Annotated in this window: 16 protein-coding genes; 8 read left to right on the forward strand and 8 right to left on the reverse strand. The window is 57.8% G+C overall.

Translation table 11 applies throughout. The features are described 5' to 3' along the window. The gene (locus tag H3L93_RS12645) at positions 1 to 318 is read left to right on the forward strand and encodes a hypothetical protein (protein WP_003798498.1); all 318 of its coding nucleotides are present in this window, start codon (positions 1 to 3) and stop codon (positions 316 to 318) included. 57 nt (positions 319 to 375) lie between these two features. On the opposite strand, the gene H3L93_RS12650 is transcribed toward H3L93_RS12645, so the two are convergent. From H3L93_RS12650 to H3L93_RS12685, 8 genes are all read right to left on the reverse strand, one after another. Next, a complete protein-coding gene (locus H3L93_RS12650) occupies positions 376 to 1,047 on the reverse strand; it encodes a tetratricopeptide repeat protein (protein ID WP_003798499.1) in 672 nt (223 codons plus the stop codon). A 58-nt stretch (positions 1,048 to 1,105) separates the two neighbouring features. Beyond that, a complete protein-coding gene (locus tag H3L93_RS12655; RefSeq protein ID WP_003798500.1) occupies positions 1,106 to 2,086 on the reverse strand; it encodes a PhoH family protein in 981 nt (326 codons plus the stop codon). 13 nt (positions 2,087 to 2,099) lie between these two features. After that, a complete protein-coding gene (locus tag H3L93_RS12660; RefSeq protein ID WP_003798501.1) occupies positions 2,100 to 2,402 on the reverse strand; it encodes a hypothetical protein in 303 nt (100 codons plus the stop codon). Between the two features lie 88 nt (positions 2,403 to 2,490). Then, positions 2,491 to 3,147, reverse strand: a complete 657-nt coding sequence (locus H3L93_RS12665) for a leucine-rich repeat domain-containing protein (protein WP_155803227.1) — start codon at positions 3,145 to 3,147, stop codon at positions 2,491 to 2,493. Between the two features lie 233 nt (positions 3,148 to 3,380). Further along, positions 3,381 to 5,195: a DNA helicase RecQ gene (recQ, locus tag H3L93_RS12670; RefSeq protein WP_003798505.1), complete on the reverse strand. Its 1,815-nt coding sequence runs from the start codon at positions 5,193 to 5,195 to the stop codon at positions 3,381 to 3,383. Positions 5,196 to 5,282: 87 nt separating this feature from the next. Then, on the reverse strand, positions 5,283 to 6,194 hold the full coding sequence (locus tag H3L93_RS12675) for a fatty acid desaturase family protein (RefSeq protein ID WP_003798506.1): 912 nt from the start codon (positions 6,192 to 6,194) through the stop codon (positions 5,283 to 5,285). A 95-nt stretch (positions 6,195 to 6,289) separates the two neighbouring features. Further along, complete coding sequence (locus tag H3L93_RS12680; protein WP_003798507.1) at positions 6,290 to 7,009, reverse strand: hypothetical protein; 720 nt, start codon at positions 7,007 to 7,009, stop codon at positions 6,290 to 6,292. 123 nt (positions 7,010 to 7,132) lie between these two features. Further along, a complete protein-coding gene (locus H3L93_RS12685; protein WP_003798508.1) occupies positions 7,133 to 8,230 on the reverse strand; it encodes a GNAT family N-acetyltransferase in 1,098 nt (365 codons plus the stop codon). A 133-nt stretch (positions 8,231 to 8,363) separates the two neighbouring features. Here H3L93_RS12685 and H3L93_RS12690 point away from each other — a divergent pair, with 133 nt between their 5' ends. The 7 genes from H3L93_RS12690 to H3L93_RS13035 all read left to right on the forward strand — a co-directional run bounded on the left by H3L93_RS12690 (position 8,364) and on the right by H3L93_RS13035 (position 13,353). Beyond that, positions 8,364 to 8,951 carry a class I SAM-dependent methyltransferase gene (locus tag H3L93_RS12690; protein WP_003798513.1) on the forward strand — a complete coding sequence of 196 codons (588 nt, stop codon included), beginning with the start codon at positions 8,364 to 8,366 and terminating at the stop codon, positions 8,949 to 8,951. Positions 8,952 to 8,975: 24 nt separating this feature from the next. Then, positions 8,976 to 9,983, forward strand: a complete 1,008-nt coding sequence (locus tag H3L93_RS12695; protein WP_003798518.1) for a Rieske 2Fe-2S domain-containing protein — start codon at positions 8,976 to 8,978, stop codon at positions 9,981 to 9,983. Further along, positions 9,980 to 10,309, forward strand: coding sequence for a hypothetical protein (locus tag H3L93_RS12700; RefSeq protein WP_003798520.1), 330 nt, complete (start codon positions 9,980 to 9,982; stop codon positions 10,307 to 10,309). Before H3L93_RS12695 ends, H3L93_RS12700 begins: the two co-directional genes overlap by 4 nt. A gap of 552 nt (positions 10,310 to 10,861) precedes the next feature. Next, a complete protein-coding gene (locus H3L93_RS12705; RefSeq protein ID WP_003798530.1) occupies positions 10,862 to 11,488 on the forward strand; it encodes a hypothetical protein in 627 nt (208 codons plus the stop codon). Further along, a complete protein-coding gene (locus H3L93_RS12710; RefSeq protein ID WP_003798531.1) occupies positions 11,481 to 12,221 on the forward strand; it encodes a hypothetical protein in 741 nt (246 codons plus the stop codon). The genes H3L93_RS12705 and H3L93_RS12710 overlap by 8 nt, the downstream gene beginning before the upstream one ends. A gap of 201 nt (positions 12,222 to 12,422) precedes the next feature. Beyond that, positions 12,423 to 13,235: a pentapeptide repeat-containing protein gene (locus tag H3L93_RS12715; RefSeq protein WP_003798534.1), complete on the forward strand. Its 813-nt coding sequence runs from the start codon at positions 12,423 to 12,425 to the stop codon at positions 13,233 to 13,235. Further along, the gene (locus H3L93_RS13035) at positions 13,171 to 13,353 is read left to right on the forward strand and encodes a hypothetical protein (protein ID WP_211204742.1); all 183 of its coding nucleotides are present in this window, start codon (positions 13,171 to 13,173) and stop codon (positions 13,351 to 13,353) included. Before H3L93_RS12715 ends, H3L93_RS13035 begins: the two co-directional genes overlap by 65 nt. Positions 13,354 to 13,362: the final 9 nt, after the last annotated feature.

The following is a 13,362-nucleotide window of genomic DNA, read 5'->3' on the forward strand; positions in this document are numbered from 1 at the left end:
ATGACTAAATCAAAGATTCAGACAAAGGGGCAAGGCTGCTTAATTATGTGGCGGCAGCCTGAAAATGGGGAATGGCTGTGGGCAGGCGGTGTTACTTGGCGGCAAGCTGTTGCTGCGTCACGGCGCGACAAGGAGCAAATTTTGCCGGAATGGCGGATGCTGCACGGGGTACAGGGGCTTGCCCCTGCTCGTGGCAGGCGGCGAAACGCCTGCGCGGGCGGAAAATCAGCGATGGGCAGCCTGAAAGCTCGTTTCCATTTTCAGGCTGCCTATCTGTTGTGTTGCGGCAGCCTGAAAAGCGTTTGGGTGAAACAGTGAGGCGGTGGGTTGCGTTATTTGGGCGGCGCTGGGCGGGTTTCAGGCTGCCTTTATGCTTTATTTCACTGCGGCGGATTGCTTGGCGAGGCGGTACCATTTTTGCGCTTCGCGGGGGTTTTTGTTTACGCCCAAGCCGTATCGGTAGAGGTCGCCGAGGGCTTGGAAGCTGGGGGCGGTGATGTGGTCTTGGCGGGTGGTGTGTTTGAGATAGAGGGCGCGGGCTTGGGCGAAATCGCGTGGCACGCCTAGCCCTTGTTCGTAGAGTTTGGCAAGGCGGTATTGCCCTGTGATGTCGTTGTTTTGGTCGGCTTGTTGGTAGTAGGCGGCGGCTTGGGCGTAGTCTTGGGCTACGCCGAGCCCGCGTTCGTAGATGATGCCGAGATAGAGGGCGGATTTTTTGTCGCCTGCTTGGTAGGATTGTTGCAGCAGGGCGAGGGCTTTGGGGTAGTCAAACGCTGTGCCGCAGCCGTTGAGGTATTGCACGGCAAGGTTGCGCCTAGCTTGGCGGTTGCCTTGCTGCGCGGCTTTGCTGCTCCATGCGAGGGCTTGGGCGCAGTCTTGGGCGATGCCGAGGTTGCTGTTTAAATAGGCTTCGCCAAGGCGGGCTTGGGCTTCGGGGTTGCCTTGCTGGGCTTGGGTTTGGATTTGTGGCAGCGTTATCGGTGCGGGGGCGGCGATGGCGAGCAGGGGCGTTAGGATAAGGGCGGCGAAAAATTTGGCTGGGGGCATGGCGGTTCCTTTGGGGCAGCCTGAAAACGGGGTAATCCTATTTTCAGGCTGCCTCTGTTTAATCCTGCAAACTCAATTCAACGTGCGTGGTTTCCGCCGCGTCATACGCTTCCACGATTTTCTGCACCAGCGGGTGGCGCACTACGTCTTCGCTGGTAAACGTGTGGAAATACAAGCCTTCCACGTCGCGCAGTTTTTCTTTGGCATCGCGCAAGCCTGATTTGATGTTGCGCGGCAAATCCACTTGGCTTAAATCGCCTGTAATCACGGCTTTTGCGCCAAAGCCGATGCGGGTTAAAAACATTTTCATCTGCTCGGGCGTGGTGTTTTGCGCCTCGTCCAAAATCACATACGCGCCATTGAGCGTGCGCCCGCGCATATAGGCGAGCGGGGCGATTTCAATCAGCCCTTTTTCCATCAGCTTGGTTACGCGGTCAAAGCCCATCAGGTCATACAGCGCGTCATACAGCGGGCGCAGGTAGGGGTCTACTTTTTGCGCCAAATCGCCCGGCAGAAAGCCCAGTTTTTCGCCCGCTTCCACGGCGGGGCGCACCAGCACGATGCGTTCGATTTGGTGTTTTTCCATCGCGTCCACGGCGGCGGCCACGGCAAGATAGGTTTTGCCTGTGCCTGCGGGCCCGAGACCGAACACGACATCGTGGTTGAGCAGGGCGCGGATATAGCCGTTTTGGCGCGGGGTGCGCCCGCCGATGTTGCCGCGCTTGGTGTGGAAATGGTAGGCGTGGTTGTCGTTGCTGCGTTCAACGTGTTGCGCGTCGGCGGTTTTGGCTTCCACGGCGGCGAGTTGGATGTCTTCGGGGGTTAAATCGCGGCTTTGCGCGGTGTCGGCAAGCGCGAGCAGGGCGCGGCGGGCGGCGTGGGCGTTGTCGCCGATAAAGGTGAAATCGGCGAAGCGGCGGCTGGTTTGCACGGAAAGGGCTTTGCCGAGCGCGGTGAGGTTTTCGTCTAACGCGCCGCATAGGCGTTGCAGGGTGGTGTTGTCGATGTCGTCAAATTTTAGGTGGACGGTGTGGGTCATAAGGGTTTCCTTGTTAATACAAAATAGGCGGATTTTGCTCCTTTTTGGCGCGGATTAGAACCGCTAATTCTTGCAGGCGGGCGATGTTTTCGTTGATTTGCCCGATGACGGCAGAGGGGCTTAGCTTGCCCGTTGCGCCCAGCGCCCAAACCAGCAGATAGGCTTGCAGCAAAGCCAGTCGCCATGAATATTCTTTGGCGGGCGTTTTGCCGTAGTGTTCCAGTTCGTCTTGCGCGTCGTTTACTTGCGCGCCGTCCAAGATTTCTTGCTTGGCTGGGGGGGCAGGTTGGGCAGGGCGGGTAGTTTTTTGGAACATGGTTACGCCGATTGCGTGGCATGAATGTTTATGGGCGGGGGTGGGTTTGAGGCAGCCTGAAAACAGGTTTTATGGCTTTTCAGGCTGCCTATTTCGTCTGCCGCGCCTGCCATTGTTGGATGCACAGGGCTCTAAAACGTTCCTGATCGGCTTGAAATTTTTTCGGCAGCATTGGGCTGCGCAGCTTGGGCAGGCGGTTTTGGGTGAGCAGTTCGCCGATAAGCGAAACGTCTTTCAGGTTGCGCGTACCCATCAGCTCCAACCTTTCCAGCTGCGGCATTTGTTCCAAGCCGTTCAGGCTGCCGATGGCGGGGTTGATTAAATCGATGTTGGTAAGGTTTTTCAGGCTGGCGAATTCGGTCAAATCTTTGCCTTTGTAGGAATATAGGCTCAGAAACCTCAGCCCTGCCGCCTTGCCGATGTTGATGATGTGTTTGAGGTCGGCGGGGTTGGCTTGCAGCGATTCCAAAGCGATGAAGCGCGAAACGTCCAGCCGGGGCATTTGTTTGTCCCAAATACTTAAATTTTTCAGCTTGGGCATGGCGTAAAGCTGTTCAACATTTTTGATTTCGGTGGTTTCCCGCGGCAGTTCGTTTATACACAATTTTTCCAGCTCGGGATAAAGCGCGAGCGGGGCGAAATCGACAGCGGCGAGCCGGCGCATCAGCGCGCTTACTTCTGCGCTGTCTGCTTTGCAAAAGGGGGAATAGCCGATTTGCAAACCGGTGCGGTGCTGTTTTGCCAACAGCACAGCTTCTTCCAAAAAATTGGCGGGGCGACGATATCGTTAATCGGGTGGAGGGGTCTGTAGGTCTAGTTGTGGTAGATAAATTTGTTCACGGTTTTTCCTTTGCGGCGGGTTGGGGATTGGGTTTCAGGCTGCCTTTTGTGGCATGAGGCAGTCTGAAATGCGCTGCGCGTTGGCGTGTTGGCGATATTGAGGCAGCCTGAAAAGCAAAAACAGATTTTCAGGCTGCCTCAACCGCCCGCTTCCTGCCCGTTCAACGGCAGATACACATCCAAAATCGCCTGCCCGTATTTGGCGATTTTGGCATCGCCCAAGCCGTAGATAGGCGGCAGGTCGGCAAGGGTGCGCGGCTGCTGTCGGATGATGTCTTGCAGGGTTTTGTCGCCGCAAATCATGTAGGCGGCGATGTTTTCGCTACGGGCTTGGTCCAGCCGCCATTGGCGCAGGGCTTGCCAGATGCGTTCTTCGCGCTCGGTGCGCAGCCATTGGCTTTTCAGGCTGCCCGATTGGGTGGCGGCTTTTTCGCGTTTGAGCGGGCGCAGCATCACGCTTTGCTCGCCTTTTAACACGGGCAGCGCGGCGGGGGTGAGCATCAGGGCTTGGTGGTGGCTTACATCGGCGGCGATGAGGTTTTGCCCGATGCATTGGCGGATGATGTTGCGCCAGTTTTTGTCGGTTAAGCCTGCGCCGATGCCGAAGGTGCTGAGTTGCTCGTGCCCGTTGCGCGTAATCCAATCGTCCGCCTTGCCGCGCAACACGTTAATCACATAGCCTGCGGCGTATTGCTGCCCCACGCGGTAGATGCAGCTCAGCAGCTTTTGCACCAACTCGGTGGCATCAAAGCGGATGGGCGGGTGTTGGCAGTTGTCGCAGTTGCCGCAGGGCTGGCTTTCTTCGCCAAAGTGGCGCAACAGCAACACGCGGCGGCATTCGGCGGTTTCGCAGATGTCAAACATGGCGTTGAGTTTTTGCAGCTCAATTTGCTTTTGCTGCTCGCTCACGCTGCTTTCTTGGATGCGCTCGCGCAGCAGCATCAGGTTGTTCATGCCGTAGCACAGCCAGCTGGTGGCGGGCAAGCCGTCGCGCCCCGCCCTGCCGCTTTCTTGGTAAAAATGCTCCACGCTTTGCGGCATATCCAAGTGGGCAACGTAGCGCACGTCGGGTTTGTCGATGCCCATGCCGAAGGCAACGGTGGCGACGATGATGATGTTGTCTTCGTGCGTGAAGCGGTGTTGATTTTGGCTGCGGGTTTGGATGGGCAAGCCTGCGTGATACGGCAGCGCGTTCAGCCCGCTGTCGCACAGATATTGGGCGATGTCTTCCACGCTTTTGCGGCTCAGGCAATACACGATGCCGCTTTGCCCTGCGGCTTGTTTTTGGATGAAATCCAGCAGCTGTTTTTTGCCGTTTTGCCGTTCTATCACTTGATAATGGATGTTGGGGCGGTCGAAGCTGGATATGAATTCGGCGGCATCGTTTAGCTGCAAATAGTGTTTGATGTCTAGGCGGGTTTGAGCATCGGCGGTGGCGGTAAGCGCGATGCGCGGGATGTGCGGATAGCGCTGGGCGAGCAGGCTGAGTTGTTGGTATTCCGGGCGAAAGTCGTGCCCCCATTGGCTCACGCAATGGGCTTCGTCGATGGCGAATAGGCTAACGGTGGTGTGGTCTAAAAAGCGTAGGAATTTTTCGGTGGTAAGGCGTTCGGGGGAAACGTAGAGCAGTTTCAGGCTGCCTGAATCGATGTCTTCGGCGATTTGGCGGATGGTGTCGGCGGGCGTGCCGCTGTGTACGGCGGCGGCATGGATGCCCACGGCGCGGGCGTTGGCAACTTGGTCGTCCATCAGGGCGATGAGCGGGGAGATAACAATGGCGACGCCTTCGCGCATCAGGGCGGGGATTTGGTAGCACAGCGATTTGCCGCCGCCGGTGGGCATCAGCACAAAGGCGCTGTTGCCTTGAACAACGGTGTCGATGATTTGGGCTTGGTTGCCGCGGAAGTTGGGGTAGCCGAAGGTGTCTTGCAGGATTTGCTGGGCGGGGATCATAGGGCTGATGAGGGATGGGGAACGGGGGGATTTTAGCATTGGGGCAGCCTGAAAACGGGTTATTGGTTTTCAGGCTGCCTTGGGGGATTAGCGGGGCGGGTTAAGCGGATAGGTGGGGATGTGCGGCAGTTTGTTTTGCGGCTTGGGGCCGGTGATGCAGTGCCGCCAAACCGTCCAAAACCGCGCGCCGCGGTGGGCGTATCGGGGGAGCTGCGTCCACGGGACTTGCGGGTGCTGGTGGTGGGCGAGGTGGTAGTGGTAGTTGAGAAAAAACAGGCGCACGGGCTTGGGAACGATTAAATTCCACGCGCCGTTTTGGCTGTCCAGCGGCGAGAAGGCGTGGTCGGTGTATTGCAGGTTGCTCCATTGCCAGCCGAACACGGCGTAGCACAGCAGCCATGATTGCCATGTCAAATCCAGCAGCGCGAACAAGGCAGCCTGAAAAGCGATGGCACCCCAGATTTCGGCTTTGGCGGCGAGCGGCAAGGCGTTGAGCGCGCCGATGTAGTTGGCCGCGCCCGTCTGCTCGCCGCCTTGCTTGCCGAACGCTTGGCGCAGGGCGTTGCCGACAATGCGCGGGGTGAGCGAAAAGACAACCGCGCCCAGCACGGCGGTCGCCCAATACATGCCGGTGTAGATGGCATACCATTGGGCGTATTTGAGCCAGCGGATGTCTTGCGGATGGATGATGTCAAATTGCTCGGATGGGCTGCGGTTGTTGCGGTGGTGCACCAGATGGAAGGTTTTTTGCAGCGCGTAGCCAGTGGGAAACCATGCGGCGGCGTAGCGCCCTGCCCAGCGGTTTAAGGTGGGGTTGCGCGCGAAAATGCCGTGCACGCATTCATGCAGCAGGGCAAAAATCGTGTTGTTACTCAACGAAAACAGCAGCGCGGCGGGCAGGGCGAAATACCATGCGGCGTGTGTGGCGGTGTGGAGCGCGAGCAGGTTGGCGAGGCTGGCGGCGGCGAGAATGGCGAGGTTGAGGCGGGTGGGGGGCATGGGATGTCCTTTTTTTGGGGCTTGGGGCGGGGTTTCAGGCTGCCTTTTGGGGGTTGCGCTGTTGAGGCAGCCTGAAAACAAACAAAGCAAGCCGCTTATTCTGACCGCCCATCGGCTTGGGAAAGCCAATCCAGCAGGCGGGAGTCGGATTGTTTTAGCAAGTCGTAGGGTTCGGGCGGTTGTTGGGCGAGGGTGTAGGTTTTGTGGCTTTTGAGTGTTGTCCAGCGGTCTTGCTGGGGCTGGGGCGTTGCGCCGTTTTCTTCTTCAAAAATTTGGATGTAGCCTGTGGCTTTGATTTTGCGGGCGGGGAAGTTGATGCTGATGGCGGTGCCGTAGCCGCCGTTGCGCATATAGCTGCTGGAATCTGCGCCGATAAGGATGAATGCGCCGTGTTGCAGCCGGTATTTGTAGGCGTTGTGGCTCACGCCGTATGAGCCGCAGGAGAGCCAGTAGCCCAAATTGAGGGTGAGTATTTGGTTTTTGATGGCAAGGCTGTCGTCGCCCAGCGGGTCTTCCAAGCAGGGGGTGTCGCGGTTGTGTTCGCCGGGCAGCCATGTGGCGCGGGCGGCGGGTTGGAAGCCGTTTGCGCCGGCAAGCAATACGGTGAGGCGGCGGGGGTTGAGATTGAGTTCGGGCGCGCCGAGGCTTTCGTTTTTGATGATTTTGTGCGGGTCTTGTTGCTGCTCGATGATGACTTTGTCGGCGCGTCCGTCGCCGTTAAGGTCGCCGCTGGCTTGTTGGACGGTTTTCCATGTGGGGGCGGCGGGGACAAGGCTGGGGAACAAGGCTAGGGCGAAGAGGAGGGTGGGTTTCATGTTGGGTTTCCTTGTTGGGGGAGGGTTACGGTTGCGGTTGAGGCAGCCTGAAAATGGGGAATAAGGCGTGTAAGGGGTTTTAGCTCCGCAACTCCGCTTCGCTACGCAGGCTGCCTCAAATGGCTATATCGCCGCCGCATCAATATACGGCACGCGCCCATCCAGCAGATAGGGTTCGCTATCAAACTGCACGGTAAACAATTGCCCGCCGCTGGGGATGCCGGCGTAATCGGCGAAGGCGGGGCGCAGCGGGTGGCGTTCGTGAAACGCGCCGATAAGATAATGCAGCCCCGTGCCGTGGCTGGCGCGGTAGGCTTGGCGCAGCAGGGCGCGGAACACGGCTAAATCGTCATTTTGCACCGCCATCAGCGAAAGATAGGCGTATTTTAGGGCTTCGCCTGCGCGGGGCAGGGGGGCGAGCGGGGTCAGCCTTGCGAGGGCGTTGTAAACGGGGCGGATAAACCGCCATGCGCCGTGGTAGGCATCAATGTGGAGTTGGCGAAACGCGCTTTGTTGCCAGAGGGCGATCGTGCCGATGATGCTGCCGTTTGCTTCGGCAAGTAGGATGTTTTCAGGCTGCATTTCGCGCAATCGCCCGTTGGTTAAATCGTTTTCGTGGTACACGGGGGCGAATTGGTAGCGGGCGTTTTCGCGGTTTAAAAAGGCGACGATGGCTGCCCAATCGGCGGCGGTGGCGCGGCGGATGGTGCAAGGGGCGGCGAGGGTGGGTTTTTGCCAGCCTAGCAGGATAAGCGGGGTGTGTACCGTGCCTTGCGCGTGATAGGGCGGCAAGCCTGCGCGTTGGGCGGCGATGGTGGCAAGCGCGGCGCGGTTGTCTTGCAATATCATGGTTGTGTACACGGGCGCGGGGTCGGCGGCGTGGCGTTGGCGCAAAAATTGATAGGCGCGGCGCAGGTGGATGCTGTTGCGGTAGGCGGTTTGCACGCGCAAGTCGGCAAGGTATACGATGCTTTGCGCCTGCCCGTTGATGAAAGCGGGGAGATGGTAACGCGCGCCCACGCCGGCCAGCGCGCCTGTTTGCGTGTCGCGCCCGACAAACACTTCCGCGCTTTGCCCCAGCACGCTGCACGCGGCAAAATAAGAGGGCTCGCGCCGAAACGACAAGGTTAAGCCGCCTTGCTGCATGGGGTTATCGCGCAGCAGTCGGCGCAAATCGGCATCATCGGCGGCTGAGGCAGCCTGAAAAGAGACTTGGGGCATGGCGGGCAAGGGTTGCGGGGTAAAGGTATAATTGTACGCATAAACTTGTTTTCAGGCTGCCGCTATGTTGCCCCGTTAGGCAGCCTGAAACGCGGTTCAACGCCATCCAAACCATCCCCAACCCAAGCAAACCATGTTCTCCACGCTCAAAACCATCTGGCAGGGCTTAACCCAAAAGGGCAAAGTCTTCCCGCACCAACTCGCTTTCACCCTGCTGATTCCCCTGCGCAATCTTGCCCTATCGCCGCACCAAGTGGTGGAGCGGCTGCATTTGTTGCCACAACATCGCGTGCTGGAAATGGGTTGCGGCGCAGGCTATTTCAGCCCCGCGCTGGCGCAGGCCGTGCCGCAAGGCGAATTGGTGCTGGCGGACATCCAGCCCGAAATGCTTGCCTACGCGCAAAAACGGCTGGCAAAACGCCGAATCCGCAATACGCGCTATTATCTTTGCCAAGGCACGCCTTTTGATTTCCCCGACCGCAGCTTTGACCGCATTGTGTTGATTACCGTGCTCGGCGAAATCGCCGACCCAGCCGCCTATTTGCAAGAGTTCCACCGCCTATTGCACCCCGATGGCATCGTGTCCATTTCCGAAACCGCAGGCGACCCCGACAAGCTCACCCGCGCCCAGCTTACCGCGCTGATGCAGGCGCACCAATTTGTTTTGTGCCAAAGCTACGGCACGGAAAAGAATTACACGCTTAATTTTCAGGCTGCCTAACTCCATCCAAAAAAAGGAACACCCATGTCGCTGAAAAACCATTGGTACATCGCCGCCACCGAAGCCGCCGTGCGCAAAAAACCGCAAGCCGTGCAAATCTTCGGGCAGCACTATGTCGTCTTCCACACCCAAAACAACCAATACGCCGCCCTGCTGGACTGCTGCCCGCACCGCAACGTGCCGCTCTCGGGCGGCAAAACCGCCAACGGCAACATCCAATGCCCCTACCACGGCTGGCAATTTGACGGCGCAGGCAAGCTCGCCCACATCCCCGCCACCCCAAGCTGCTGCCACGATGTGCGCATCCCCACCGCCCACACCCTCGCCCAAGACGGCTACGTTTGGCTTTGCATCGGCGAACCCGCCAGCGAAAAACCCCTGCCCTTCCCGCATTGCAACGAAGCAGGCTGGACAACCTTTCGCATGAACAAACACTTCCACGCCCCTGTCGCCCAATGCTTGGAAAACTTCCTAGACTGCCCGCACGCCGTCTATGTGCACCGCGGGCTGTTCCGCAGCCCCACCCGCCAAGCCATGCAAGCCGAGCTGCGCTATCTGGCCGACGGCGCAGAAGTGGAATACCACGGCGAACCGCGCCAAAAAAGCGTGGTGTGGGACACCCTGCAAAACAGCCGCGCGCAAATGCGCCACACCGACCGCTTCATCGCCCCCAACACATCGCGCGTGGACTACATCTTCTCCGACAGCAAGCACTACATCATCACCTCGTCCTGCACCCCCATCAACGAGCGCGAAACCCAAGTGCACACCGTCATCAGCTACAAATACGGCAAGCTCGCCCCACTCATCCGCCTGTTTTTCCAGCCGCTGTCGCACATCATCATCGGGCAAGACATCAAAATGCTCAAACGCCAACACGACACCATCCAACGCTTCGGCGGCAAACCCCGCTTCTACCGCAGCCAAGCCGACCTGCTGCTCCCTGCCATAGAAGCATGGCGCAAAGCGCTGGACGAAAACAGCCCCCCGCCCGAAGCAGGCAAAAGCGAAGTGCGCGAGTTGTTTTTGTGATGGCGGTTTCAGGCTGCCTTAGCTTTCAGGCTGCCTACGCCCCCGCCGTAGTTTTAGCCATTTTAACCGCGCCCCAATTCCATTTTAGCTTCGCAACTCCGCTTCGCTACGCAGGCTGCCTTTTAGTATTCTTTATTTTTCGCCAGAGCAGGCGTTTTGCCGCCTACCACGAGCAGGGGCAAGCCCCTGCACCCCACCGTAGCCCAACCATTCGCGCCACCCCAAAAGGCAGCCTGAAAATCATCACCCCAGCAGTTGCCCACCAACCCCATCAAACAAATTGTGGTGGGCAAACCAGTTGCCCACCCTACGGGCTTGCTGGATAGATTGCCTTTCAGGCTGCCTAACGCTTCACAAATGTTTAATGCTACTGCCCATTCCCCTACGTCCAGCCGAATGGAGCATCCTTTTTTCGGAAAAAAGCGTGCGCTTGTTCGACGACGCACGAAGTGCGGCTAGTTCGCACGCGCCGAAAAAAGGATGCGCAGTGAGGGAAGTCTGCGAAGCAGACCTGCACGTCGGGGTCGCCTTTCTTTTGCTTTGAACCTGTATTCATTATCCGCGCGAATAGATTTTGCGTCATAAAAGCATGGATACAAGGCGCAAAGTGCAGCAAGGTTAAATACCTTGCGAGCATTTGCAACGCCGTAGCCATGCTTTTAGGGCGTAAAAGCTGTCGTGTGGATGATGAATGCAGGTTCACACTTTGGCGAAGCAAAGAAAAGTAAGTGCCCCGCTGGCATGAAGCGCATGGTTAAAACTACACCACAAGCTAACCACAAAGCACCAACCCTTTTTCCAAACTCCCCAATCCTGTAAACAATAATAAAAGCAGCCTGCCCCCCACTTTCAGGCTGCCTTAACGCCCCATACACACCATGCCCCCCAATCGCCTGCTCGCCCTTCTCACCCTCCTCGCCACCCTCGTCTTCCACCTCTGGCAAAACCACCACGCCCCGCACGGCGGCGCCATCGCCCTGCCCAAAAGCCTGTGGCTCGGGCTAACGCTTTACTGCTGGCTGCTGCAACCCCCGCTTATCATCCGCCGCAGCCATCTCCCCCGCGCCCAAAGCGTATGGCGGCTATTTTGGGCATTGATGCTCGTCCGCGCCGCCACCGAACTCTGGCTACTCTACGGCGTGCACCAATGGAAATACAGCTACGGCATCGCCCACGACCTATGCTCCGCCGCCCTGCTGCTTATCGGCGCGCACTACGCCCAAACTCAGCCCCAAAGGCAGCCTGAAACCGAACGCAACCACCCCCATCCCAACCCCACCTCGCCCGAAATCCACCATATGCACATCATCGCCGCCATGTTCCTATGCGAAGCCCTATTCGCCTACTACATCTCCCACTTCAACGCCCAGCACACCCACGCCCAGCTTTGGTTTATCAACTGGCAACGCGAACACATCCCCAACCTGATTTTCACACTCATCAGCGAAGCCATCCTGCTAAAATGGCTGCATCGCATAGACACATGGCTCAACCAACATGACTAACCCCCTCGCCACCCGCACCCAAACCCCGCAAAGCCTAAGCGAAATCCAAACCGCCCAACTCTACGCTCTCTACGCCACCTACTACGGCGGCACCAGCCCCGAGCTGTTCCAACGCGATTTGCAAGAAAAAGACCAAATCCTCATCCTGCAAGACGGCAACACCCCCGTCGGCTTCACCACCCTCAAAATCATCCGCGCCGAACACCAAAACCAACCCGTTCGCGCCGTCTTTTCGGGCGACACCATCATCCGCCACGAATACTGGGGCAGCCAAACCCTGCCGCTGGCATGGTGCGAACTTGTCGGCAAAATCCAAGCCCAGCAGCCGCATATCCCGCTTTACTGGCTGCTGATTGTCAAAGGTAACCGCACCTATCGCTATCTCAACGTGTTCAGCAAACAATACTACCCCAACCGCAAAGCCCCCACCCCACCCGAAATCCAAAGCCTGATAAACCAGCTCGCCCGCGACCGCTTTGGCGCGTATTACCAAGCCGAGCGCGGCATCGTGCACTACCCGCAATCGCAAGGGCATCTCAAAGCCCAATGGCACAACAGCGCGAGCAACCGCAACCCCGAAGCCCAATTTTTCGCCGAAAGAAATCCCCACTACCAACAAGGCGACGAACTTGTCTGCCTAACCCTGCTCGCCGCCGATAATCTCAAATCCTTTGCCCTGCGCGGGTTTTTGGCAGGGCAAGCGGCGCAACAACAGGCAGCCTGCGGAGCGTAGCGGCGTTGCGAAGCGAAAACCGACAACCCCATTTTCAGGCTGCCTCATGCCACCCAAGGCAGCCTGAAAGCCGCGTTTTTCGTTTTCAGGCTGCCTCAAACCGTTAAGGCAGCCTGAAACCCAATCCGACAACCCCAATCTAAAAGGAGTCCCCATGCCATCCCCGCCAAACTCAAAAAACGCTGGGACATCTATCCCACATTGGAAGACGTGCTTTCCGCCACGCAAAACCTGTCCGTCTCCCCCTTCGGCACAACCGAAAACGGGCTGCTGGGCTTTCGCGGCATCAAACTGGAAAGCGGGTTGGACAAAAACTACGCGCAAACCTACGAACTGCCCGTTTCCCTGCACCGCGCCGATTTCAGCGGTTCAACGTGGACGTGCTTCACCATCAGCTCCACGATGGACGACGACGAAATCTGCAACATCACCGACTGCGTATTCGACGAGAGCAAATTCCACAACGGCTTGGCATACCGTGTGGAAAACATCCGCAACTGCTCGTTCCATGCTTGCGTGTTCAAATACTGCGTCTATTTCAACACCATCGAAAACTGCACCTTCACAGGCATGAAAAAAAGCAATACCAAACTGAGATTTCTCTGCGATTCGATTAAAAACTGCCTGTTTGAAGGCGAAATGCGCAAGCTCAAATTCTGGGGCTCGCCGCTGGACAACTGCACCTTCAAAGGCACGCTGTATGACTGCTCGTTTGAAGGGCTGAACATTAATTCCGACAAATGGAAGCAGGGCTACGTCAGCCCCGACGAAGTGGATAACCGCTTCAATAATTTAGACTGCACCGAAGCCGAATTCATTTATGTGCACCTTCCACAGCTTCTGCTATTTGGACAGAGTCAAACCCTCGCCGAACAACTGCCTGGTTCACATCACCGACGAATTGTTCGCCGAACTCAACCGCCTGATTGCCAGCCATGCCGATGCGGATTTGAAAGACAAGCTGCTCACCTATGCAAACTCGTTTTACCGCCCACATATCCAAACACCCTATAAGTTCGCCCACGCCGACGATTTCGTCCACGCCAACAAACCCGAAACCATCCCGTTTGCCCGCCAGCTTTACGATTTCGTCTGCCAAGCCGCCGAAGCCACCGGTTGCCGCGTGAGATAGTTTTGGCTG

Source organism: Kingella oralis (assembly GCF_014054985.1).
GTDB classification, from domain to species: domain Bacteria; phylum Pseudomonadota; class Gammaproteobacteria; order Burkholderiales; family Neisseriaceae; genus Kingella_B; species Kingella_B oralis.